This is a genomic window from Saccharospirillum sp. (assembly GCF_039982735.1).
Taxonomy (GTDB): Bacteria; Pseudomonadota; Gammaproteobacteria; order Pseudomonadales; family Natronospirillaceae; genus Saccharospirillum.
Genome location: NZ_JBDWXV010000003.1, coordinates 218,213 through 242,102, shown reverse-complemented (window position 1 = coordinate 242,102; position 23,890 = coordinate 218,213). Strand labels below are relative to the sequence as shown.

22 protein-coding genes are annotated in these 23,890 nt (G+C 56.7%); 9 read left to right on the top strand and 13 right to left on the bottom strand.

From position 1 onward, the window contains the following. Nucleotides 1–19: 19 nt before the first annotated feature. The 3 genes from ABJT94_RS02465 to ABJT94_RS02455 form a co-directional block, all read right to left on the bottom strand. Nucleotides 20–1,369, bottom strand: a complete 1,350-nt coding sequence (locus ABJT94_RS02465) for a c-type cytochrome (protein WP_348477484.1) — start codon at nt 1,367–1,369, stop codon at nt 20–22. Nucleotides 1,370–1,565: 196 nt separating this feature from the next. Beyond that, nucleotides 1,566–2,099, bottom strand: a complete 534-nt coding sequence (locus ABJT94_RS02460; protein ID WP_348477483.1) for a hypothetical protein — start codon at nt 2,097–2,099, stop codon at nt 1,566–1,568. Nucleotides 2,100–2,424: 325 nt separating this feature from the next. Next, nucleotides 2,425–2,955, bottom strand: a complete 531-nt coding sequence (locus ABJT94_RS02455) for a TlpA disulfide reductase family protein (protein ID WP_348477482.1) — start codon at nt 2,953–2,955, stop codon at nt 2,425–2,427. A gap of 207 nt (nt 2,956–3,162) precedes the next feature. On the opposite strand from ABJT94_RS02455, the gene ABJT94_RS02450 reads away from it, so the two are divergent. Together ABJT94_RS02450 and ABJT94_RS02445 are read left to right on the top strand one after the other, a co-directional pair. Beyond that, the gene (locus ABJT94_RS02450; protein WP_348477480.1) at nt 3,163–3,588 is read left to right on the top strand and encodes a cytochrome b562; all 426 of its coding nucleotides are present in this window, start codon (nt 3,163–3,165) and stop codon (nt 3,586–3,588) included. Nucleotides 3,589–3,593: 5 nt separating this feature from the next. Continuing rightward, on the top strand, nt 3,594–4,283 hold the full coding sequence (locus ABJT94_RS02445) for a cytochrome b/b6 domain-containing protein (RefSeq protein WP_348477479.1): 690 nt from the start codon (nt 3,594–3,596) through the stop codon (nt 4,281–4,283). 28 nt (nt 4,284–4,311) lie between these two features. On the opposite strand, the gene ABJT94_RS02440 is transcribed toward ABJT94_RS02445, so the two are convergent. Further along, nucleotides 4,312–4,953: an arylesterase gene (locus tag ABJT94_RS02440; protein ID WP_348477478.1), complete on the bottom strand. Its 642-nt coding sequence runs from the start codon at nt 4,951–4,953 to the stop codon at nt 4,312–4,314. Then, entirely contained in the window at nt 4,950–6,812 is a 1,863-nt protein-coding gene (locus tag ABJT94_RS02435) for a patatin-like phospholipase family protein (RefSeq protein WP_348477477.1), read from the bottom strand. Before ABJT94_RS02435 ends, ABJT94_RS02440 begins: the two co-directional genes overlap by 4 nt. Before the next feature lie 276 nt (nt 6,813–7,088). Between ABJT94_RS02435 and ABJT94_RS02430 the strand changes: the two genes are divergently transcribed. The 3 genes from ABJT94_RS02430 (at nt 7,089) to ABJT94_RS02420 (ending at nt 9,435) form a co-directional block, all read left to right on the top strand. Continuing rightward, on the top strand, nt 7,089–8,114 hold the full coding sequence (locus ABJT94_RS02430; protein ID WP_348477475.1) for an adenylate/guanylate cyclase domain-containing protein: 1,026 nt from the start codon (nt 7,089–7,091) through the stop codon (nt 8,112–8,114). Nucleotides 8,115–8,153: 39 nt separating this feature from the next. Then, nucleotides 8,154–8,831, top strand: coding sequence for a Crp/Fnr family transcriptional regulator (locus ABJT94_RS02425; RefSeq protein ID WP_348477474.1), 678 nt, complete (start codon nt 8,154–8,156; stop codon nt 8,829–8,831). A gap of 67 nt (nt 8,832–8,898) precedes the next feature. Further along, entirely contained in the window at nt 8,899–9,435 is a 537-nt protein-coding gene (locus ABJT94_RS02420) for a PH domain-containing protein (RefSeq protein WP_348477473.1), read from the top strand. 4 nt (nt 9,436–9,439) lie between these two features. Here the strand turns inward: ABJT94_RS02420 and ABJT94_RS02415 are convergent, their stop codons facing one another. The 3 genes from ABJT94_RS02415 to ABJT94_RS02405 form a co-directional block, all read right to left on the bottom strand. Then, nucleotides 9,440–10,693 carry an HD-GYP domain-containing protein gene (locus ABJT94_RS02415; protein ID WP_348477472.1) on the bottom strand — a complete coding sequence of 418 codons (1,254 nt, stop codon included), beginning with the start codon at nt 10,691–10,693 and terminating at the stop codon, nt 9,440–9,442. A gap of 113 nt (nt 10,694–10,806) precedes the next feature. Continuing rightward, on the bottom strand, nt 10,807–11,655 hold the full coding sequence (gene fghA, locus ABJT94_RS02410) for an S-formylglutathione hydrolase (protein WP_348477471.1): 849 nt from the start codon (nt 11,653–11,655) through the stop codon (nt 10,807–10,809). Between the two features lie 59 nt (nt 11,656–11,714). Further along, nucleotides 11,715–12,827 (bottom strand): S-(hydroxymethyl)glutathione dehydrogenase/class III alcohol dehydrogenase, encoded by a 1,113-nt coding sequence (locus tag ABJT94_RS02405; protein WP_348477470.1) that lies wholly within the window; start codon nt 12,825–12,827, stop codon nt 11,715–11,717. 129 nt (nt 12,828–12,956) lie between these two features. Between ABJT94_RS02405 and ABJT94_RS02400 the strand changes: the two genes are divergently transcribed. After that, nucleotides 12,957–13,850, top strand: coding sequence for a LysR substrate-binding domain-containing protein (locus ABJT94_RS02400; protein ID WP_213677217.1), 894 nt, complete (start codon nt 12,957–12,959; stop codon nt 13,848–13,850). 226 nt (nt 13,851–14,076) lie between these two features. Here ABJT94_RS02400 and rimO read toward each other — a convergent pair whose 3' ends face one another. Then, entirely contained in the window at nt 14,077–15,435 is a 1,359-nt protein-coding gene (gene rimO / locus ABJT94_RS02395; RefSeq protein WP_348477469.1) for a 30S ribosomal protein S12 methylthiotransferase RimO, read from the bottom strand. 492 nt (nt 15,436–15,927) lie between these two features. Between rimO and ABJT94_RS02390 the strand changes: the two genes are divergently transcribed. From ABJT94_RS02390 to ABJT94_RS02380, 3 genes are read left to right on the top strand one after another with little or no spacing between them, the layout of a single operon-like run. Then, nucleotides 15,928–16,992 (top strand): TRAP transporter substrate-binding protein, encoded by a 1,065-nt coding sequence (locus ABJT94_RS02390; RefSeq protein ID WP_348477468.1) that lies wholly within the window; start codon nt 15,928–15,930, stop codon nt 16,990–16,992. A 3-nt stretch (nt 16,993–16,995) separates the two neighbouring features. Beyond that, nucleotides 16,996–17,595: a TRAP transporter small permease subunit gene (locus tag ABJT94_RS02385; protein WP_348477467.1), complete on the top strand. Its 600-nt coding sequence runs from the start codon at nt 16,996–16,998 to the stop codon at nt 17,593–17,595. A gap of 54 nt (nt 17,596–17,649) precedes the next feature. After that, nucleotides 17,650–19,011 carry a TRAP transporter large permease subunit gene (locus ABJT94_RS02380; protein ID WP_348477466.1) on the top strand — a complete coding sequence of 454 codons (1,362 nt, stop codon included), beginning with the start codon at nt 17,650–17,652 and terminating at the stop codon, nt 19,009–19,011. 223 nt (nt 19,012–19,234) lie between these two features. On the opposite strand, the gene kynU is transcribed toward ABJT94_RS02380, so the two are convergent. The 4 genes from kynU to ABJT94_RS02360 all read right to left on the bottom strand — a co-directional run bounded on the left by kynU (nt 19,235) and on the right by ABJT94_RS02360 (nt 23,832). After that, nucleotides 19,235–20,485, bottom strand: coding sequence for a kynureninase (kynU, locus tag ABJT94_RS02375; RefSeq protein WP_348477465.1), 1,251 nt, complete (start codon nt 20,483–20,485; stop codon nt 19,235–19,237). A gap of 144 nt (nt 20,486–20,629) precedes the next feature. Beyond that, a complete protein-coding gene (locus tag ABJT94_RS02370) occupies nt 20,630–21,064 on the bottom strand; it encodes a hypothetical protein (RefSeq protein ID WP_348477464.1) in 435 nt (144 codons plus the stop codon). Nucleotides 21,065–21,080: 16 nt separating this feature from the next. Then, nucleotides 21,081–22,136 carry a hypothetical protein gene (locus ABJT94_RS02365; RefSeq protein WP_348477463.1) on the bottom strand — a complete coding sequence of 352 codons (1,056 nt, stop codon included), beginning with the start codon at nt 22,134–22,136 and terminating at the stop codon, nt 21,081–21,083. Between the two features lie 55 nt (nt 22,137–22,191). After that, entirely contained in the window at nt 22,192–23,832 is a 1,641-nt protein-coding gene (locus tag ABJT94_RS02360; protein ID WP_348477461.1) for a TonB family protein, read from the bottom strand. Nucleotides 23,833–23,890: the final 58 nt, after the last annotated feature.

The following is a 23,890-nucleotide window of genomic DNA, read 5'->3' as shown; positions in this document are numbered from 1 at the left end:
TTAGTCTTTGTGATTCCGGTTAAAGCATTGCAATGTAGGCCAGCAAGTCACGCAAACGTTCGGGGCTGTGAATGGTGCGTGTCATCAGCCGCATCTGTGTACCAAACTGATCTTCGGGGTGTTTGCCCCGCCAGCCCATGCTGAAATGCTCCAGCTGGCGTTTCAGGTAGAGGTCGCTCTGGCCAGCCAGTGCCGGTGCGCTGAGCAGCACCTTGCCCTCACCGCCGGCACCGTGACAGGCTACGCAGGCGCCATAGAGGCGCTGGCCGTTGGCAATATCGCCGACCAGCGTGCCGTCGACATCAACCGCGTTGAGCGATTCGATGTAGGCCAGCAAGTCGGCTTCGGTGTCGGGCTCAATACCCCGGGCAATGGCTACCATGGTCTGGCCCGGGGAGTCCTCCCGCTCAGTCCCGCGTATGTCGTTCCGGTAATGCCGCAGCTGTCGCGCCATATAGCGGCTGTCTAGTCGAGTAAGATTGGGTGCATTCAGCGCCGGGTTGCCCTGGCCATTGGCGCCGTGGCAGCCAGCACAGCTCTGATAGGCGGCCTCGCCTGCTGCCAGGTCAATTCCGTCGCCTGACTGAACGTCGTCAAAGGTCGGGTAGGTGGCCAGCCAGGTTTCGAAATCCTGTTCGGGTTCCACCTGTACCTGGCCTTTCATGGTGTAGTGAGCCAGGCCGCATAGTTCTTCGCACAAGACATCGAAGGTACCTTCGCGGGTCGGCGTAAACCACTGGTAGGTTTGAGTACCCGGCACCAAATCCATCTTGACCCGGAACTGAGGTACCGCAAAGTTGTGCAAGACATCGTTGGAGCGCAAGACCAGCTTGACCGGCTGATCTAAAGGCAGGTGCAGACGATGGTGCTCTACCAGAATGTCGTCGGCACCATTGGGGTCACTCGGGTCGAGGCCAAAACGGTTGCGATTGCTGACGAAACGCGCATTGGCGGCACCGAGTACACCGTCTTCACCGGGAAAACGAAACGTCCATTGCCATTGCTGGCCAATGGCTTCAACTTCCATGGCATCGTCCGGTACATTCACGACCTTGGCCCAGACGATCAGCCCGGGTGTGAGCATGGCGATAACCCCTATCGTCGTCAGTGCGGTTAACCAGATTTCGAGTTTCTTGTTTTCGGGCTCGTAATGGGAGCGCCGGTTTTTATTGTGGCGATAGCGCCAGACAGTCCAGGCGAGAAAGAGGTTAACGGCAATGAACACGGCGCCGGTGATCCAGAACGATATCTCAATGGTGGTATCGATGGACGACCAGTTTGACGCCAGGGGTGTCAGCCACCATGGGCTGGCAAAATGGAGTATGAGCGTAATCGCAACCAGACCGACAATGACGATGGCTATATACACAGTATCCCTCCTGAACACTACCGGCTCGAACCGGTTGTTCGCGACCGATGTGCAGCGACGCAGCACAGTACTAGACTGCGCGTTGCGCCAGGTAGCATGGTGTTGTTATAGGGTGCCACCGGGTCCTGCCGGTGGTTGCTCAGCGATTCTGCTGAAGACCTGACAAGGTCTCTCTATGTTCAGATATCTGAGTCGGTTATACGCGTTTCAGCTTTGAAAAAGGCGAGATAAAATGTCGGTCGACTGCTGCGAACTGAGCGTCAGCATGACGTTCTTCCATCACCTTTCTGACAGCGGCCTCCTGTTCTTTGGGCGTGTATATCAGGATCAGATATTTGCCAGCTTCGATATCATCGTGAAAGGGTTGCAGTTTCTTGTTTTCAGTATCAACACCCCAGAGGCCGCCTTCCCAGATACCAAATAACGTGGTTACCGCGATGAAGACGGCGTTTACCCACCAGGGCAGGTTATCGCTGAAGATACCGGTTAAATGAAAGAGAATGATGAGTAGCATACCGGCACAGAAACCGATGAGACCACCGAGTATGGAGCTGTGGTAGAGATCCAGTGTTTCGATGTAGTTGGCCGATTGAATATGCTTTTGAGTGAGTCCGCTTTCATCTTTGCTGATGACGTGAATGTACCAGTCAGATATACCAACTTCGTGCAAATCTTCCGCGATATCGGCGCTCTCTTTCAGTGTCGGCGATAAATAGTATAAGCACTTCATTGGCGTTCCTCTTTTTGTAACAGACCATTTCAAATAGTAGGGTTGAGTAGTCTGTCATGGGCTTGGTTTTTATTATTTGGCTTAACGTTAATTCAAGGTTGCGTTTTTTCAACCGGCTGAATCACACAAGGAAACATTAACGACTGGTAAATAGAAATCGAAAGCGGTCTTTAAAAAAAGATGAATCTCTTAAAACAGTTGGAATATCAGTCGGTTAATGCAATGAAAGTAATATTGTTGGCGAATGAAACCTGGCATAACATGATTTATCGCTATTAACAGATATTTTTTAACCCTAAATCAGTATAAAAAACCAGCCTGGTTCTCATTGTGGGTCGGCGAGTTCAGGCAATAGTAATTCCAATTGCCGGATCAGCGCCGGGTCGGTCCAGTCTGCATAGCCATCGAGCTGGTAACGAACCTCACCATTGGCGTCGGCCAGAAAGGTTGCGGGTAATCCTTTAAGCGGTAGTTGCGCCGTGAATCGGGTAGTGAGATCCAGCAACACCGGTAATTCGATCTCGGTGTTATTCATGAATTCCCTAACCGTTGAGAGGCTGTCACCGTAGTTCAATGCCACCCATTGAATGTCGGCATGCGGATAGCGCGATTTGAGCTCATTGAGCGCAGGAAGTTCATCAATGCAGGGCTTGCACCAGCTGGCCCAGATATTGATAAACAAAGGTCCTTCGGGCAGATCGCTTACCCGATTGTTGAGGGTCAGCAAGGCGGGTGCCTCTGGCAGGTTGACTTCAGTGACTGGTTTGAATGACTCGGCCAGAGTAACCGGGGCGATGACCAGGCAGACCAGAACAAGTGTCATCGGACGACGAGCAGGCAAGGGCCGCTTGAACATGGAACTGACCTCCTGGTGTCGATGGGCGTGATTGGTGCGAACGCAGACCTCAAAAGCACAGTATGGCGCAAAGTGGTGCATTTGGCTGGTCAATCCGAGAGCCGCTAGTCGTGACCTTTACATGAGATCCACGATGTCTGCACATTTTGTCGATTATCATAAGCCCATGATTTTTTATTCTTAAATGAACTGAACAGGAAGCTTTTAATGACGTTAAAAAAACTGGGCGCAATCGCGATGTTGTCGATGGGAATATCAGCCGCTGCCTATGCTGAAACTTGCCAGGATACCGCCCTCTATGAGGATATGCGCACTCTTGCACAAAATATGCGACCGATGACCCAGGCAATTCGCAGCAATGACATGGACACGGCCCGGGAACTGTTGCCGGCGATGAAAGCCGCTGCCGAGTCTGCCAGCCAGGAAATGCCCTACCTGTTTCGTGACGGTGCGGCCGACAGTGATGTCGCTGCCTATGAAGCGGTTATGGCAGATTTTACCGCCGAATTTGCGGCCCTGGAGACGGCCCTGGCATCCGGTAATCAGAGCGCTGCGGCCCGGGCAATGCAAGCCTTGGGTGACGTGCGCCGTACCGGCCACGGTGACTTTAAAGACAGCAGCTGCGAAGACTGACACAGATGACAACGGTTAATCAAAACAGGCAGTTTCAGTCAGCAACGTCCGTCGAAAGTGATGTTTGGGACCTGCCTGTCCGGCTGGTGCACTGGTTGCTGGTGCTGTGTCTGGTGACGTTGTTTGTCAGTGTCAACATTGGCTGGATGAGTCTGCATTTTTACGCCGGTTATGCCTTGTCGGCTTTGCTGGTGTTTCGGCTGCTGTGGGCGCTGGTCGGTACGACCTATGCCCGGTTCTCTGGTTTTGATTTGTCACTGAGGCGAGTTGTGCCAACCCTGCGAGATCTGGTTGCCGGTCGGCACCAGAGTCCTGCCGGTCATAATGCGGCGGGTTCCTGGATGGTGTTGCTGTTGCTGTTGGTGCTTGCCGTCCAGGTTGTCAGTGGCCTGGTGTATTCCGACGATGTGTTCTGGTACGGCCCCTGGTTTTTTGCTGCGCCTGAATGGGCCCAGGCGCTTGCGGCGCGGCTACACCCGAGGTTGCCTGCGTTGATTCTGGCGCTGGCGGGCACTCACATAGTCGCGGTCCTGTACCATCGTTTACGGCTGAAAGAACCGCTGATCGGTGCCATGGTTCACGGCCGTAAACCCCTGGCGGGAGCGGACCGCAGCGCCATCAGCCGTGTGTGGCTTGTGTTGAGCTTGCTGGTGACCGCCGTGTGGAGCCTCTGGCTAGTAAGTCTGCCCATCTGAAGGCACTGGAAGACGAGGCGGAAATCTTTCAGGGCAGGGCGCCAGCATCGCTCAGTAAGGCTGACACGGCCTCGGCAAATTGCTGGTAGCCCGCAGCGTTCAGATGCACCCGGTCCGACTTCAGACTCGCGTTGCCTTGTAAGTCAGCCATGGTGTCGTTGTCGATCGGAATGTCGTACTGATCGGCCAGCTCAGCGTACAACTTGGCTGAAGACAGAAAGATGCCTGGCTCCGGCACGCCTATCAACACAACCTGAATGCCCCGCGATTGCATCAGTTCTATCATGGCCGCCAGATTGGCTTTGGTGGCCGAGGTATCCTGGCGACGCAGAAAATCGTTACCGCCATGGCACAGTATCACCAGGTCTGGCCGGTATTCGTCGAGCACAGCCGGTAGCCGCTGTCGGCCCTCGGTGCTGGTTTCTCCGGATACGCCGGCGTTAATCACCTCGATGCTGGTCATCCGTTGCAGAACAGCCGGATAGGCGTTGTCGCGGCCGCTACCCACACCTAGGGTCAGGCTGTCGCCAAACGCCAGTATGCGGTCACCCGGGGCAATGGGGTCGAGCCGGGCGCCACCGCACGCCGACAACAGCAGTAGGCTGGCGATTGTCGCGCTTGCCAGCCGGTGCCACCGGTTGGTATTCGGGTGTCGCAGCAGCGCCCTCATGGTGTCGACTCTCTGGCTGTTTCAACTCTGGCGAGAACGTCCTTGCCGTGGTCATAGCCCTGACGCACTGCCTGATCAAACCGGCGCCAGTCGAGCAAGCCAATCCGTTTCAGTGGCGGGTTAAAATACAGGTCGGTCAGTTGTTCCGACTGGGTGCGGCGCGAGGTGCTGTAGAGAATGCTGACGTTCATTAGATAGGACGCCAGAGAGGGCAATTTGTACTTTCGTTTGTGACGCTTGCGCAACCGGTCGCGCAGCAACGTCCAGGGGCCGGGCACTTCATCGAATGTCAGTGGTCGCCGGGCAGCGATGCTCAGGTCGATGCCAATCACCGTACCTACGCCGCGCGCCTTGCGCATAATGTCGACCGGAAAGTTGTTCAGGGTGGCACCGTCACACAACAGGTCGCCCTTGTGCAGGATAGGTGGCAATGCGCCCGGTATCGCCGTACTGGCGCGCAGGGCCTTGGCCAGCGAGCCGTGGCGCATAACGTGTTCCTCTGCCCGGGAATAGTTGGTAGCCACGCAATAAAAGGGTTTCCACAGATCGTCCAGATTGGCCTTGTGGCCCAGTAAATCCTGAAACGCCTGAACGATGATGCGGGCCAGGCGTTGTCCGCGAATCAGCGACACTATGGGTAACCAGTTGAAGTCGCCTGTCGGGTTGAGTTTGAACGACCGACGGCAAATATCGAGCGTTTGATCCAGCGGCTGGTCGGCGGCTATCAGAGCTGCCATTACGGCGCCCATGCTGGTTCCGCCCACGTAATCGACTTCAATGCCTGCTTCCTGCAATGCCTTGAACACGCCCAGGTGCGCGAAGCCACGCGCACCGCCACCGGCCAGAACGAGCCCGGTGGCGGTGCGGGTTTCAATGCGTGCCAGCCGGGCCATGTCGCGTTCGAGATCCGGTCTTATGTGAACATGATCCGTCACCGGTCGCCGGTTCAGCCAGGCCCGGGTGTTGCGCGGGCATTGGGTGTCGGCTGCGTGCAGCAACACCAGCACCTCGGCCGCTTCGGTACGCATCGAGTCGCTGCCGAGGCATTCGGTTTCAATCGTATGCAGGGCCGGTGGTTGCGTTGCATCGGCCAGCAACAATATTTCGTCGCTGTGGCGGCAGCATCGCCGGGTCCAGTCAGAAGGGGAATCGTCGGTGACCAGCAATACAAAATCGGATTCAGATTCAATCTGGTCCAGATAAAGTGTGGTGCGCTGCTGCCGGTCGCGCGGGTCGGCTTGGGTGCCCGTGTCGGTCTGTGCCAGGTGGGCTTCCAGCCGCTTGGCGTCGATCAGGGTGACCGAACCCTGTTGCTCCAGTTGTGCAGCGAGGCGGTTTGCAAAGTCGCCGGGGTCTACGCCCGGTGATATCGGCGCCAGCGTTATAGTAACCGGCAATGGCATGGGGTTGACGGTATGCTGGGTTTGCAGGCGTTGAATGATCTGCCGGGTCAGTGCCATCGACAGCCGGTGGCTACTGGCCAGCAGTTCATTGAAATGGGCCTTGTCGAGCCGCACCAGAACCGAATCGCGAATCGCTATTACCGTGGCTGAGCGGGGTTCGCCCGTGTACAGGCTCATCTCGCCAAAGACCTGCCCCCGGCCCATCTCGCGAACCGGCTTTGGCGTTCCCGACTCGTCGTTGATGTAAGTGCGCAAACGGCCACTGACGGACAGATAGAGGGCATCGCCGGGGTCTCCTTGCTCCATCAGCGTCTCGCCCCCGGCTATTTCCACCCAGCGCAGGCGTTTACGCAACAACGCCAGGGCTTCGGGCTCGATAGCGCCCAGAAACTCAGCGAGGTGCTGGTCCAGCAAGGCCTGGTGGTGCGTCTGTATATCCGGAGTGTGCTCGTTCAACGATAAACCTCCCTGTAAGTCGCGTTTTTCTGTATCCGTCAGGTCGGACAGTGAAAGTTCAGAATTACAGAGAAGTCACAGCCAGTAAAGCAAGAATCCGCACTATCCGGGTCCGGCGGTGTGGCCCTGTGCACCGTTCAAAAGAATGTGCTAGGTTAAGGCCCGGTCCCGGCAAGGCAAGCCGACAGGGAACGCAATAGCATAGCGCACAGGATGGTGTGACACATGGATTCCGGGCAGTGAAGACAGCCTTGCCCGTGCAGTCAGGACTCGACGATGAAAGAACATCAACTCAACGCCATTCTCTTCAGCGATATCGTAGGCTATTCCAGCCAAATGGCCGCCGATGAGGCGTCCACACTCGAGGTATTGCAACGTAACCGCTTACGGCATCAGCGCATCGTGACGCACTATCACGGACGCATTGTCGATACCATAGGCGACGGACATCTGTGTCTGTTTTCCAGCAGTCTCGACGCGGTATATGCCGGTTTGGCGTTGCAGCATGATCTGCAAGCCAACCAGGATGACACCCAACTGAGGGTTGGCATTCACGTTGGCGATACGGTGGTAGAGCGCGATGGTCTTAGGGGCATGCGCGTGATCGGCGATGCCGTCAATACTGCTTCCCGGATAGAAAGCAATGCACCGGCGCCCGGGGTCTGGGTCTCGGCCAGAGTGGCGACCGATCTGCGCAGCAACGCGCAACTGACGTTTGAATCGGCCGGCCTGTTTACACTAAAGAATTTGCCAGAGGCGATGGAGCTTTTTGAGGTTCGGTCGGTATCCGGTAGGGTGCCGGCCGCCTCACCCAGAGCGCGTTTTTCATACCGCCATCAACAGATCAGCCGCACCCGCGTCGTGGCACTGGCGACTGTGCTGTGTTTTAGCCTGGCGGCTGCCTTTGTTGCCTCACAGGTTTTCGACACCCCGGATTCACTGGCCGTTTTGCCACTTGAGTATGTCGGAGCCGATGCCGATTACCAGTACCTGGCCTCGGCGCTTACCAGCCGATTGCAATCCCACCTTGCTCCCTTTGAGAACATCAACCTGGCGTCACAGGCCAATGCCCGGCGATTAACCGATGCCAGTGGGTATCTGGGCGATGAGGAGGTCGACTTTTTCATGGAGGGCAGCCTGTTATTGGTCGGGCAGCAGGTGACGATTGAAATCAGCGTCGTGGAAGCCGACGAAGACAGCATATTGTTCAGTGAACAGTGGCAGGGTGATCTGGATCAGCTGGAAGCTCTTGAAACGTCGGTGCTCGACTCGGTGGCTGATTATGTAGCGACGTCACTGTGAGCGTTGCTGGAGTAACAGACTGTGGACCAGGGCAAGGTAATGGCTGAGACGGTATCCATTCTGGAAGCCCTGACGACCCAGTCCCGCGAGCAACTGATGCGTCATGCCCGACCGCGTCACTTTACAGCGGGATCTGCCTTGTTTTACAAGGGCGATGATGGCACCTGGCTGTACCTGATCGAGCAGGGCCTGGTCGAGATCAGCCTGATGTCGTTGCAGGGTAAAAAAGCCACGCTGAACCACCTGGGCCCGGGCGAGGTGATCGGCGAACTGTCGGCACTGGATCAGCTGCCGCGCAGTGCTGATGCGCTGGCGCTGACCGATACCGGGGGTCTGGTGATTCCCAAGCAGCGGCTCGCCGAGGTATTGCGCGATGACAGCGATGCCTGCCTGGAAGTCATTCGGTTACTGTGCAGCCGGGTTCGTAACGCATCGGATATGTTTGAGAACCGGGCCGTTGCGCCCGCGTCAGTGCGGCTGGCGCATTGTGTAATGACGCTGATACGCAAATGGGGCGAAACGGACGAGCAAGGCCTACTGCACCTGTCACAACAGCTAAGCCAGGCAGAGCTGGGCGAATTTGCCGGGCTGGCCAGAGAAAACGTCAATCGGCTGTTGAAAGAATGGCAGGCGCTGGGGTGGCTGCAGTTTCATCGTGGTCAGCTGACCGTGCTGGATGCACCAGCGCTGCAGGCGATACTGGATCAGAGCGAGTGATGTACATCACTGCGCCTGGTTAAGGCACTTCGTAGCATGGGCTTGTCACTCAACCGGAGACAGGCTCATGACTACGACGTTAACGCACAAAACAACCGCTACTCCAAACCAAGCCGATACCGCTTCAGCGCAAGCGGCCATTCCCACACTGGCTTTGGATGAATTCATACTGCATACCAGCAAACGCCATCCGGCGGTTTGGGTTGCCCTGGGTGTCGCGTCACTGGTCAGCCTAATGGCCTCTGCCTGGCTGTTGCTGCCCCTGCTGGTACTGGCGGTACAGCAACTGAGTTACTCGTTTTCCGTAACCAGCCGTCAGATTATCGAACAAAAAGGCATTTTTTGGCGCAGAGCCCGCTGTATACCGCTGATCGAACTGGCCAGTATGGATCTGGTGAACCGGGATTTCGGGCTGCTCTTTCAGGTTGGCAAACTGACGGTGACTACGCGTACAGGCAAGTCGGAGTCGTTCCGCTGGGTCGCTCAGCCAGAGCGACTGGTTCGGCTTCTGGATCATCAGCACGGTGGTTGCGATCTGGATACGACCTCAGAACCTGTCCGTCAGGTACGGCGCCTGCGCAACAGTCTGAGTCATCTTGTGTAATTACTCAGAGCAGGCTGAGTTCCTGTTTTACGGCCGTGTTGATATCGACGCCGGCCGTGCCATTCAGCACTTCACTGCGGATGGTCACACTCTGATTGGTAGGATCGGCCAGGTCCAGTTCATGAGGGGTCTGCAAGGGTTGTTGCCGGGCATTGGTTAGCACCCGGATGCGAGGCCGGGCAAAATCGTCCGGGTTGGGTTCCAGCACCATGGCGACTTGTCCTCCGCTCAGTTGAACCAGGCTGCCTGTCGGGTAAAACCCGATACAGGTGATAAAGGCTTTCGACAAGTCTGAGTCGAAGTGCGTACCCCGCTCGCGCAAGATGCTTTTCAGTGCCTGTTCGGAAGTTTTGACCGTGCCATAGCAGCGCTCACTGGTCATGGCGTCATAGGCATCGGCCAGGGCCACAATTTTGGCGTAGTAGGAAATTTGTTGCTGGCGCAAGCCGCGCGGATACCCCTTGCCATCGATGCGCTCATGGTGGGAATGCGCAACATCAATGGCATGTTTGAATTCGGTCGAGGCGGACATCAGAATATTGCGGCCGTGTGTTGGGTGTTCGGCCATGATGTAGGCTTCTTCCCGTGTAAACCGGCCGGGTTTGTTCAGTATGTCGGCGGGAATTCGACTCTTGCCCACATCGTGCAGCAATCCACAGAGTGCAACGTCCCGGATTTCAGCTTCCATCAGCCCCAGGTGGCGAGCAAAGGTGGCGCTGAGTATGCATACATTCATGCTGTGTTCGGCGGTGTAACTGTCTTTGTGTTTGATCATCGACAGAAACCGCAGAGCATCTTTGTTGGCCAGAATGCTATCGACCACCTTATCGACGACGTCGCGGCATTCAGTCACTTCCAGGCTGCGCCCGACACGCAAACCATCCATGATCGACGTGGCCATTGAACGCGCCGAATCAAAGGTCAGCCGGGAGGCTTCAACCGCCCGCTCAAAGCCAACCTGATTGATGTAGTTGACCCGTCGGGCACTGGCCGGCCCGGTTTTGGTTGGCTTGGGCGTCGTTAGGTCATGGCTGGGGGTTGTTCGTTGTCCCGAGGCGGGAGATGCGTCAATTCTGACTTGAACGGTTACGGTCTGGCACTGACTCTGTAGTTCCCGTATCTCATCGGTGGAAGCGATGACAAAGCCTTGCAACAGGAAGGTAGTTTCCTCCCAGGGCCGGTCCAGCGCCACCACGCGCATGCCGATTTCCAGATCCTGGACGGAAACAGACAAATCCTGGTAATCGGCATGGCGCATAGTAGCTGGATTTCCGAGATACAACGTGTGAATCTCAGTGTAGCCCGAATGTTGATCTCGGGTCGACTTCGTTGCTCTGGCTTGTCACCTTGGATGACCGGTGAACGCTCGTGCTAATTGCTCTGCAAGGCTTTGGCGTGAAAGCGCAGGTGATCATCCATAAAGCTGGCAATAAAATAATAGCTGTGGTCATAACCCGGCTGAGTGCGGCTTTCAAACGGATGAGCACTGCGTTCAGCGGCGTTGCTCAATGCCTGCGGATGCAATTGCGCTTCCAGAAAGTTATCCGCATCGCCCTGATCCACCAGAATCGGAAACTGAGCGTCGCTGCTGGCCAGAAGCAGGCTGGCATCATAGTCACGCCATGTCGTCTGGTCGTCGCCGAGATAGGCGGAAAACGCCTTGTGACCCCAGGGTACCGCCGTTGGGTTGCAAATGGGTGCAAAGGCCGAGACCGAGCTGTAACGATCGGGGTTGCGCAAACCAATCACCAGCGCACCGTGGCCACCCATGGAGTGACCGCTGATCGATCGTTGTTCTGTTACTGGAAAATGAGCCTCAATCAGGCTGGGCAATTCCGACACGATGTAGTCGTACATCCGGTAGTGCCGGTTCCAGGGTGCTTCAGTGGCATTGACGTAAAAGCCAGCGCCCAGGCCCAGATCATAGGCTCCCTCCGGGTCGTCCGCGACGCCGTCACCACGCGGGCTGGTGTCGGGAGCGACGATGGCAATACCGAGCTCAGCCGCCATGCGCTGGGCGCCGGCCTTGTGCACAAAATTTTCGTCGGTACAGGTGAGGCCCGAGAGCCAGTAAAGCACCGGTACCGGGTGCTGGGCATCGGCACCGGGCGGCAGGTAGACGCTAAAACGCATGGTACAGTTGAGTGTGGCGGAAGCGTGTTCATATTGCTTCTGCCAACCGTTGAAACACTTGTTGCTGTTCAGATGATTCAAACTCATGGAATCCCCAATGTCTATCGGTGGGCGATCCACTTTAGGATCACCCATCAGGCTGGTATTCAGTAATGCACAACGCTGCGAATGCTCTTGCCTTCATGCATTAGATCAAAGGCTTCGTTGATTTGTTCGAGCGACATAGTGTGGGTGATGAACTCTTTCAGTGGAATCTCACCTGCCAGATACTGCTCAACATAGCCAGGCAATTCAGTGCGTCCTTTAACGCCACCGAAAGCGCTGCCCCGCCAGACCCGGCCGGTCACCAGCTGGAACGGGCGGGTGCTGATCTCCTGGCCAGCCCCTGCAACGCCAATGATGACCGACTCACCCCAGCCCTTATGGCAGCATTCCAGCGCCGAGCGCATAACGTCTACATTGCCAATGCATTCGAACGAGTAATCGACGCCGCCATCGGTCAGCTCGACGATCACTTCCTGAATTGGTTTGTCGTAATCTTTGGGGTTGATGCAATCGGTCGCCCCTAGCTTGCGCGCAAGATCGAACTTGCTGGTGTTGATGTCGATGGCAATGATGCGGCTGGCTTTGGCCATTACCGCGCCGATGACCGCCGACAGGCCGATGCCGCCGATGCCGAAAATAGCGACGGTTGATCCTTCCTCGACCTTGGCCGTGTTCATCACAGCGCCAATACCTGTGGTCACGCCACAGCCCAGTAAACAGACTTCTTCCAGTGACGCTTCCGGGTTCACCTTGGCCAGAGAGATTTCCGGCAGCACGGTGTATTCGGAGAAGGTTGAACAGCCCATGTAGTGAAAAATCGGCTTGCCGTCCTTGTAGAAACGGCTGGTGCCGTCCGGCATCAGGCCCTGGCCCTGAGTTGCGCGGATTTTCTGGCACAGGTTGGTCTTGCCCGAGAGGCAGAATTTGCACTCGCCGCATTCCGGTGTGTACAGCGGAATGACATGGTCGCCGACCTTAACGCTGGTGACCCCTTCACCCACCTGCTCAACGATGCCACCGCCTTCATGGCCGAGAATGGCCGGGAAGTTACCTTCGGGGTCGTCACCCGAAAGGGTAAAGGCATCGGTATGGCAGACGCCGGTGGCGACGATGCGCACCAGCACTTCGCCCGCTTTGGGTGGCATGACGTCGATTTCTTCAATGCTCAGCGGCTGGCCGGGGCCCCAGGCGATGGCGGCTTTGGATTTGATCATGGTCGAACCTCGTTGGTCAGATGAGTTGGAACAGTAAAGTCGATTGTATTAGGGTTCGCCAAGTTAATAATGGTGCCGCTTAGTAAATCATTTTTACCATGGTGCAATAATAGAGTGAGAGAGAGGCCGATGGCGCGTTGGGATGGTATTGAAGAGTGTGTAGCAGTCGCCGAGACTCGCAGTTTTACCCGGGCTGCCGAGCGACTGGGCAGTTCTGTTGCCAACATCAGTCGGCAGATCAGCCGGCTGGAAGACCGGTTGGATGTTCAGTTGTTTCAGCGCACCACCCGCTCGGTCACGCTCACTGACGATGGCCGGATCTACTACAACCACTGCCGCGCCTTGCTCGATGGCCTGGTTGAGGCCGAACAGGCCATCGGCGAGCGGCTGTCTGAGCCAACCGGGCGGCTGCGGATTACCGCACCGCTGTCTTATGGCGAGCGCTACATAGCCCCGTTGATTGCCGGGTTCACAATGCACTACCCACGTCTCGAAATTGACCTGCAACTGACCAATCAGCGCCTTGATCTGATCGAATCCGGCATCGATTTGGCGATTCGGGTCGGCGTTCTGGAAGACGAACGCCTGGTCGCCAGGCCGCTGGCGCACAGGGCCCAATTCGTCTGTGCCTCACCGGATTATCTGGCCCGGTTCGGGCAGCCACACACTCTGGCTGAGTTGAAAAACCATTCCTGTTTGCTGGGTACCCTGGATCACTGGCGCTTTACCGACCAGGGCGAGCGACGAGATATCCGGGTAACCGGTCGGCTACGATGTAATAGCGGGCCTGCGCTGCGGGATGCGGCTTTGAAAGGTCTTGGCATTGTTCAATTGCCGGACTACTACGTTAAAGAGGACATTCAGGCCGGGCGGCTGGTGACTGTTCTGGATGCCTTTGCACCGGCGGAAGAGGGTGTCTGGGCGTTGTACCCACCGAATCGGCATTTGTCGCCGAAGGTTCGGGCTTGTATTGAGTGGTTGGGGCGGGGGTTAAAGGATGGCGTAGCCTGGAATCAATATTGAGCCACTGTGGCATGCGTTAGAGATTCAAGTTTCGGAGTTTGCACTACAGACTAGCCCTTGGTACTGGCAGTGTCACTGCAGGGCGTCTGCCGCATGGATGCGGCAGTCGAGCCCCCATGGATGGGTTTACGGCGTCCCGGCAGGGGCACTGCCAGTGCCGAGGGCGAGTTATTGCCACAGACTCTGCTTTGGCGAATACCGAAACTTGAATGTCTAACGCAGGGTTTTACCGCGCAATTGGGTGAGCCCAGAGATCATATTCATCGGCATCTTCGACGTGGACCCAGAGGCGATCGCCGGGTTTCAGGTGGGTCTGGTTGTCGAGAAAGACCTGGCCGTCGATATCCGGTGCGTCGGCTTTGGAGCGGGCGACGGCGCCTTCAGCGACCACTTCATCGACGATGACTTCGATGTCGGTGCCGACCTTCGCTTGCAGGCGGGCGGTGCTGATGCGTTGCTGCACTTCCATGAAGCGGTCGTAGCGTTCCTGCTTAACGGCTTCGTCTACGTGGTTGGGCAGGACGGCAGAGGCAGCACCATCGACGTTGGAATACTGAAACGCGCCGACGCGGTCCAGCTGGGCTTCTTCCAGAAAATCGAGCAGCATCTGGAAGTCGGCTTCGGTTTCACCGGGGAAGCCGACAATAAAGGTTGAGCGCAGAGTGATGTCCGGGCAGATTTCCCGCCACTTATGAATGCGGTTTAACACTTTCTCAGCGTGTGCCGGGCGTTTCATCGCCTTGAGTACAGTCGGGCTGGCGTGCTGAAAGGGAATATCCAGATACGGCAGAATGCGGTTTTCGGCCATCAGCGGAATGATGTCGTCGACGTGCGGGTAAGGGTACACATAGTGCAACCGCACCCAGGCATCCAGCTGACCCAGCTCTTCACACAGTTCCTTCATCCGGGTTTTCACCGGCTTGCCGTTCCAGAAATCGGTGCGGTATTTCATATCGACACCATAGGCGCTGGTGTCCTGGGAAATCACCAGCAGTTCTTTGGTGCCGTTGTTCACCAGGCGCTCGGCCTCGCTCAGCACCTGTCCGACCGGGCGGCTGACCAGATCACCCCGGAACGACGGAATGATGCAGAACGTACAGCGATGGTTGCAGCCCTCGGAAATCTTCAAATAGGCATAATGCTTCGGCGTTAGCTTGACGCCAGTGTCCGGTATCAGGGAAATAAAGGGGTCGTGACGCGGCGGCACCACATCATGCACCTGGCGGACCACTTCTTCGTAGGCATGCGGTCCGGTAACTGCCAGCACGTTCGGGTGGACTTCCCGAATGTCGTTTTCCTTGGCGCCCAGACAGCCAGTGACGAGCACTTTGCCGTTCTCGCGCAGCGCTTCACCGATGGTGTCGAGTGACTCTTTCACCGCTGAGTCAATAAAGCCGCAGGTATTCACAATCACCACATCGGCATCGTGGTAGGACGGCACCACATCGTACCCTTCAGCCCGCAGCTGGGTCAGGATGCGTTCAGAGTCGACGGTGTTCTTCGGGCAGCCCAGGCTGACAAAACCGACACGCCCCTGCTCGGTAACGGGCTTGCCTTCGCGGGGAGTGACGATATGGGTGGTCATGAAAACCTCAGGGCTGGTCAAAAAAGGAGCGGTATTGTAGCGCCTTCCAATCTGGCTTCAAGCGCCACGCACCTTATTCGCCGTGTTTCTTTGTAGTCTGGAGGTAATGGCCCGCTACGGGTACCGGGCAAACCCCTGTGGGGTCGGCGTAGATCCGTCCATGGAGCCTAGACCGCAGCGTCCCAGCTGCGGACTACCCCACAGGGGCTTACCCGATACCCGCAGCTAGTCTCCTTGTCCGCCTCTCCTACCAAAGCAGGAGCCTCGCCAGAGCCCGATTTCAGGTGGTCTGTAGCACCCTCCTACTAACGAACGAAAGCCACGCCCGAAGTCCCGGCCTAGCATGCCATCACTGGCTAACACCCATGGGTCAGTCCAGCCTCTTTTTTGAAGTCGGCTTTGCCGGCATCAGGAGGCTCAGAGTCAGACCGTAGAGTTGGTAGAAAGCACTAAGACTCACTCCACAATTACAAAAACAGAGAGACAATGATTATGAAAAAAGCATTGCCCCTGGCCGTACTGGCCACGACCCTCGCTGCTGCGCCCTTTACCGCTCAGGCTGAATTCAACCGGGTTCGCTGGCAGGTTCCGATGGCGTTTTCTTCGTCGCTGACGGCCCTGGGCGACACCATGCCTGTTGTTGCCGATATGGTTTCAACCATCAGTGATGGTCGCGTTACCCTGCAGACCGTTGAACCCGGCGCGTTGATTCCGGCTTTGTCGGTTTTCGACAACGTCAGTTCCGGGAATATTTCCGCCGGTTACTCCTGGATGGGGTATGAATGGGGCCAGGTACCAGGTTCAGCCCTGTACGGCGCCACGCCATTCGGTCTGGAATCCCAGGAATTTCTGGCCTGGATGTATCACCACGGTGGTGATGATCTGCTGAAAGAAATGTTTGAGCCTTACAACGTTTACCCGATTCTGTGCGGCACCATCAGCCCTGAATCAGCTGGCTGGTATACTGAAGAAATGAATTCGGTTGAAGATCTGCGTGGCCTGAAATTCCGCGCTGCGGGTCTTGGTGGCGAAATCATGGGCGAGTTTGGCATGTCCATTAACGTGTTGCCCGGTGGCGAGTTGTATCAGGCACTGGAAACCGGTGTATTGGATGCCACCGAATTCTCGTTGCCGACCGTCGACAAGCAATTGGGCTTCTCTCAGGTGGCCAAATACTACTACCTGCCAGGCTGGCACCAGCCGTCAACGAACCAGTTCCTGTACATCAACCTCGATGAGTGGAATAAGCTGAATGGTCAGACACAAAGCCTGATCGAAACATCCTGCATGGCTGGCAATGCGGTAGCACTGGCGAAAGCCGAAGCACTGCAGGGCGCTGTATTGAACGAGTTCGCCGAAGAAGGTGTGAACCTGCGTCAGTACGATGCCGAGATGCTGGGTGCTTTTGAAGAAGCCACGGCGTCTGTCATGGCCAAGTATTCCGAGCAGGACGAGATGTTCGATCGAATCTACAGCTCCATGAAGGAGTTCCAGGCTGAGCACGCGACCTGGAAGAAGTATGGCTACCTGTCACGTGACTGGCATGCACAGGATTGATCCATGTCTGACATAAAGCTCGATCTGGACAAGGTGGAGCAAGCGGTGGGGCATGGCCCCACCGCCGTTCCGTATCCGCCCACCTGGTTATCCGACAAACTCGATGCCTTTCTTGAAGTCGTCGGGCGTTTTTTCTCGTGGAGCTGGCTGCTGCTGATGGTGCTGGTGGTGTTGAATGTCGTGCTGCGCTATTTCTTCAGTAACTCCTACGTTGCCCTTGAAGAGCTGCAGTGGCACATCTATTCCATCGGTTTCATGGTGGGCCTGTCTTATTGCGTATTGCACGACGGCCATGTTCGGGTAGATGTATTGGCTGAAAAACTGTCGCATCGCAAGCGGGCGTGGCTCGAATTGTTGGGGCTGGCCCTGTTTTTAATGCCGTTTTGCCTGTTTGTACTGTATTACGCCTATCCCTTTGTTGAACGGTCTTATTTGATGGGCGAAATCTCCGGATCTCCGGGTGGCTTGCCCATGCGCTGGTTGATCAAGTCTGTGATTCTGATCGGATTCGGACTCCTGTTGATCGCTGCCTTCAGCCGGTTTGTTCGGGCGCTGTCGTTTTTAACCGGCTTTCCCCGGGCACGGGTTACGGCTGGTCGTTGAGCCAATGCCCGTTGTTATTGTGTTGTAACGGTTGAATAGCCGTGGAGACTTGTTGTGTTTGAAACCTACGAACTCATCGTCATGGCCATGCTGGGCAGTTTTATTCTGCTTATTTTTACCGGTTTTCCGGTGGCGTGGGTCCTGGCGGGCGTATCCGTCTTTTTCAGTATTGGCGCGGTGCTGGCCTATAACTATCTGGATGCAGATACCTACTTTTTAACCGACTGGAATATATTCGGCATCGTCGTTCAGCGAATTTATGATCAGATGACCAAGTGGATCATGGTTGCCTTGCCCATGTTCATATTTATGGGGCTGATGTTAGAGCGCTCCGGCGTTGCCGAGCGGCTGATGGTCAATTTCGTTAATCTGTTCGGGCGCTTCAACGGTGGCCTGGGCGTGGCTGTTATTCTGATTGGTATTCTGCTGGCGGCGTCCACCGGTATTGTCGGCGCGTCGGTGGTTTTGCTGGCGATGTTGTCGCTACCGGTGATGCTGGATCAGAAATATTCGCCGGCTTTTGCCAGTGGTATTGTCGCCTCGTCGGGTACGCTCGGTATTATGATTCCTCCGAGTATCATGCTGATCATCATGGCCGATCAGTTGTCGCTCTCAGTCGGTGATCTGTTTATGGGGGCGCTGATTCCGGGAGTAATGCTGGGCATGTTGTACATTGCCTTTGTTGTGATCGCGGCCTGGCTCAAACCGTCGCTGGCGCCGCCAAAGGCTGACTTGCCACCCATAACCCGGGCAGTCGTCATTGAAACGCTGCGCTCGGTGTTGCCTCCGCTGTCGCTGATTCTGGCGGTGTTGGGCTCCATTTTCTTTGGCATCGCCACGCCGACGGAAGCCTCCGGTGTCGGTGCTCTGGGAGCGACCATTCTGGCGGCCATGAACGGACGCCTGAGCTGGGATGTGCTGCGCGATGTATCGCGTAAAACAACCATCACTACAGCCTTTGTGTTCGGTATCTTTCTGGGTGCAACGGCCTTTGCTGTAGTGCTTCGGTCGCTCGGTGGTGATGAATTCATTGCCGGTCTGTTAACCGGTATTCCGCTGTCGCCGGGTGGCATTATTCTGGTGATTCTGTTCATCGCCTTTCTGGCCGGTTTTTTCCTGGACTGGCTGGAAATCAGTTTGATTTTGCTGCCGCTGGTTGGGCCGGTGGTGGTGCAGTTGGGGTTTGATTTAACCTGGTTTGTGGTGTTGTTTGCGCTGACGTTGCAAACGTCCTTCCTGACGCCACCGGTCGGGTTCTCACTCTTCTATTTGAAAGGCGTGGCGCCGCCGGAGATAAAAACAACGGATATCTACAAGGGCGTTATGCCGTTTATTGCATTGCAGGTACTGGCGGTGACACTGGTCTTTTTCTGGGAACCGCTGGTGTTGTGGTTGCCCGAGGTGCGCTACGGCTAACGTAGCGTTCGCGGTCATTCAGGGGCTGATGATTCAGCCCCCTTTTACTTTCTCAGGTTGTTGAAAAAGGCATCCTGCCTTTTCCAAAACACGAGAATCAAAAAATGGCGATTTTTGCTTCTCTCTCAAAATCAATGACTTAATAGTCATCGATTTTGCCGGAACATCCATGTTCCGGTAGCAGTCCGCCGAAATTCTGCGAATTTCAACAGCCTGCCAGGTTTCAGGTTACGGCGTGACGCTCGTGGTACTTGGGCTGATCCCAGGTGCGGTTGTCCATAATGTCTTTCAGGCAGTCGACGCTGTCCCATACATCGGTAAAACGCACATACAGTGGCGCAAAGCCAAAGCGCAGAATATCCGGCGCTCTAAAGTCTCCGATCACACCGCGGTCAATCAGTGCCTGCATAATGGCGTAACCTTCCGGGTGTGCAAAGGCTACCTGGCTGCCGCGCTCGTCTGCCTTGCGCGGTGAGACCAGTTCGAAGCTCGCGTCGGGCAGCCGGGTTTCGACCAGCTCGATGAACAACTGGGTCAGTGCGACTGATTTGGCGCGCAATTCCGCCATGGTGGTATCGGCAAAGGTATCCAGGCCAACGCTGAGCAATTGCGTGGCCACCACCGAAGGTGTGCCGGTCAGAGCACGGCGAATATCACCGGCCGGAGCAAAGTCGTCACGCATGGCAAACGGAGCTTCATGGCCGAACCAGCCACTGAGTGGCTGTTCAAAGGCCGCCAGATGCCGCTCTGCAACGAAGATGTACCCTGGTGCGCCAGGGCCGCCGTTCAGGTATTTATAGCCACAACCGATGGCGAAATCGGCATTGACGCCATTGAGGTCTACCTCAACCGCGCCGCCGCTGTGGCTCAGGTCCCAAACCACCAGGGCACCCTGCTCGTGGGCACGTTGGGTAATGGCCGCCATGTCATGCAGCTTGCCGGTTTTATAGTGAACGTGGGTCAATACAACCACCGCCACATCGGAGTCGATACGCTCGAGCAGTGAATCGGCCGGCTGCGTTTCCAGAACCGGGCCACCGGTCATGAATTGGCTGAGGCCTTGCAGCATGTACAAATCGGTGGGGAAGTTGCCGGGCTCAGAGAGGATGACGCGCCGTGACGGGTCTGTCGCCAGTTGCTGTTTCAGTGCCGCAGCGGCGACCTTGAACAGGTTGACTGAGGTGGAGTCGGTGACCACCACTTCTTCAGGTTTGGCACCGATCAGTGCAGCGATCTGGCTGCCGACCTGGCGTGGCAGATCAATCCAGCCAGCCTGGTTCCAGCTGCGAATCAGGCCCTGGCCCCATTCCTGTTCGATCACCTGGCGCGCGCGTTCCGAAGCGGCTTTTGGGCGGGCACCCAGAGAGTTGCCGTCGAGATACAGAACATCGTTGGGAATCTCGAACTGGTCGCGCAGAGGGGCGAGAGGGTCTTGTGTATCCAGGGACAGGCAATGACTACGATCTAAAGACATTAGGCGGGGCTCCGTTGTTTTGCGGTTACCCTACTGTTTTGTTATCCGTAGTGGAAGATTCACCTGAGCAAAAGCACCGTTTCAGAGCGTTGATCAGGCGTTACGGAGGCTGGTGCGGCGAACGCCCAGCCTCCGCTGGCGGGGTTACAGACGTACGCGCATAACGACTTTAACGCTGTTGTTCAGGGCCTCTGAATCGGCATAGCCAATGGCCGATGGGTCGGATGCGACGGCATTGATTACCGCTGCGGAACTGCTCAGTTCCTGTGGCGGTTGCTGACCGGTAGTGAACAACGCCTTGGACCAGTGGCGCCGGTATTTTACCGGTGTCTGGTCAATGGCCGTGTTCAGAAAGGTCTCGCGAATGGCGTCACCTGCTGGCAGATCGAGTGGTTCGGCACGAACGCCGGTGCTGAATTGGCGGGTGTTGCCGAGGTACAGGTTTTTCAGAAAACTCTGATCGATCACCGCCGTGTTGCTGGGGTGAACCACGATCACGAGATCAGCCAGTGCGGCTGCAGACATCATCAGGGTGGTCAGCATCAGGCCGGCGAGGGTTCGTAGTGCAAAGTGCTTCATAAGTCAGTATCCAGCCTTAAAATACAACGTCGATGGCGAAGGAGAGCAGGTCAGCATCACCGACTGCACGTAGGGAATCCGGGTTGGTGTCTTCCCGGCGGGTGTATTCCACTTTCAGGGCGGCGGCGATGTCGAAATCCCAGCGCATGCCCAGAGTGGCAGACTGATATTCCCGTGGGTTCTGGTTGTAACCCGGATCGATGGAGTTGGTTTCCTCCTCGTACCGGGCAACGGTGACGTGAGGCGTCAGGGTGCCAATGCGATAACCCAGCGAGGCGTAACTGTTATAGCGGTTGTTGATCAGGTTGGTATCGTTCAGCGTGCTGGTGTATTCGGCGATGCTGAACAGGGTGCCGTTATCGTACATGGCAGCACCGGATATAAAGGTGATGGGGAAGTCAAACGCCGGGCTCGCACCGCGCGTCAGGGTGGCGTTGTCGGCCGTGTTGTATGAACCGCGGAATGACAAGTTGTTGATCGCCAGGTCCAGTGAACCTCCCGCCAGGGTGTTGAAGTCTACCTCTGAACCGGATTCCGGGTCTGTGCCCTGGGTAGAGCCGGCATAGGCAGAGGCTTTCGCAGAAAAATCGCCGATGTAGAAGTTGTAGTCGGCACTGATGCCTTCCAGTGTCGTCACAAAAATATTGTAGGTCTCAACCGGTGGTCGCACCCACTGGTAGCCATAGCCCAGTTCCAGGAAGTTGGAGTAATAGAACAGCGGCATGCGCAGGCGGCCGGCTTTAACATCCAGGCTGTCGGTTGCTTCATAGGTCAGGTAGGCCCACTCGAACTGGGTGTTGAAGTCTTCACCGCCGCGGCCAACCATTTGTGCGGTAGCGGTCATGCGGTCGTTGACTTCAGCAATGGCCTGAATGGCCACCAGGCTGTCGGTCGCGAAGTTGAGGTCGTTGTCATAGGCGGCCAGGTTGACCGGGTCGATGACCAGCGTCTGGTTGTCGCCGAGGGTCATGCCGCCGGCAATGGACATAAAGCCGTTCAGTCGCATGTCAAAGGCAGAGGCGCCCAGGGGCATTGCCAGGGCGCCAATCAGGGCCCAGAGGGTTGGTTTCATAGGGTTCTCCAGCAGTGGTAATTGGGCGCGGCCCCGTGTTGGGCCGGGCCAAAGGTCAGTTAATAGCGAATTCGTGTTGAATGGTCAGATCGGTTTCCGGCAGATCCAGTTCCGGCGGTATGGATTCGAACGGAGAGGCCCGGCTGATGGCATCTTCGAGGGCTTTGTTCAGAACGGCATGGCGGGAACGTTCGGTAAACTCCATGCGTCCCACCTGGCCATCGGCGGTGATGTTCAGGCGCATCGCAACCAGGCCTTCCTGGCCCAGGTTTTCCGCCCAGTAAGGGTATTCAACCTGGCTCAGAATCTGTTCTTGCAACCGGGTCTGGTAAGCAATAAGTCGGTTCTGCCGATCTTCTTCAGACAACGCACCCAGCAGTTCCCGGTAATCTTCGGGTGGCACTGGCCGAGGTGGCAGGGCGGCCTGGGGCTGGTTCAGCTGAAAGTGGTAGTCGAGGGTGGCGCGAAAGCGGTCGCTGTCGCCATTGCCTTCGTAAGCGTCTGGCACCGGTGGAAAGGGAGCGGCGTTCTCAATGGCGGTGCGAAACGCCTGGCCTAGCAGACCGGCATCGGCAGGGCGGATCGAGGCAATTTCGACCAGTTCGCCGCCCCGGGTAATCACAACTTCAGCCTGAACCCGACCCTCCTGGGATAGCTGCTGTGCCCAGTCCGGGTAGCTAACCCGAGGGTAAATGGTACGCAACAACTCCCAGCGATATTGATCCTGGTGATACTCGGCAACCTGCTGTTGCAAGCGAGCCTGACGCTCGGCCTCTGCCTCGGCTTCAGCCGCCGCTTGTGCTCGGGCCAGTTCTTCGGCCCTGCGCTCGGCATCCGCCTGGGCTCTGGCCTGTTCCAGCGCCTGCGCTTCGGCACTGGCCCGCGCTCTGGCACGCGCCAATTCCGCCGCTTCAGCCTCAGCCAGTGCCCGCGCTTCAGCCAGTTGCCGGGCTTGTTCCCGGGCCTCGGCCAAGCGAGCCGCATCGCGCTGGCGTTGCGCCTCCTGTTCGGCCTGAGCGGCCCGTTCAGCTGCTTCGGCAGCGCGCTGTTCAGCCTGGCGGCGCGCAACAACGGATTCACCACTGAACGATGCGAGCAATTGCCGGCGGTTGGCCGTGTAGGTCAGGTCATTGTTCTCGCTTACCCATTGCGCATGAGAGCGATGGTCTGAAAAAGCGCCGCCGGCTAACATGGCTTCCTGAAACCGTAGCGAGGTTGGAATCTCGCCAAGCCAGGCATTCGCCAGGGTGCGAAACAGTGTGTCATCGCCGGACCGTAGCCAATCGGCATCGTTTAGCGTAATGCGGGTTCCCTGGCCGGGTGCATAGTCGACCACGATGGTATCGCCCCGGGTAAAGTCGTCACTCGGCGTTTCAGTAAAGGCGGTGATCAGGTCAATAACCTCCGGATTCGCCCGTAGGTTGTTGTTAATCGCAATGTCCTGCTTCCACATCTGATTGAACTGACGGGGCGACCATTTATCGGTGCTGACTTTGATCACCATGCGTTTGGCACCGGTGTCCGCCGCAAACTGTGCGGTCGACGTGATCGGTTGCTCAGCGTAAAAGCTGGCTAGATAGAAGGTTTTACTGAGGTATTGATAGGGAGCCAGGCCATTTAACATCAATTCGTTGGCCAGGGTTTGGCTGCTGCATGCCAGACTGAGGGCGGCAGCGACCAGAATACGGTACCACATAGGATTTTCCTGTTTTACACCGGTTATCAGGCGCGTCCCGGTACCGTCGGATAGCGAT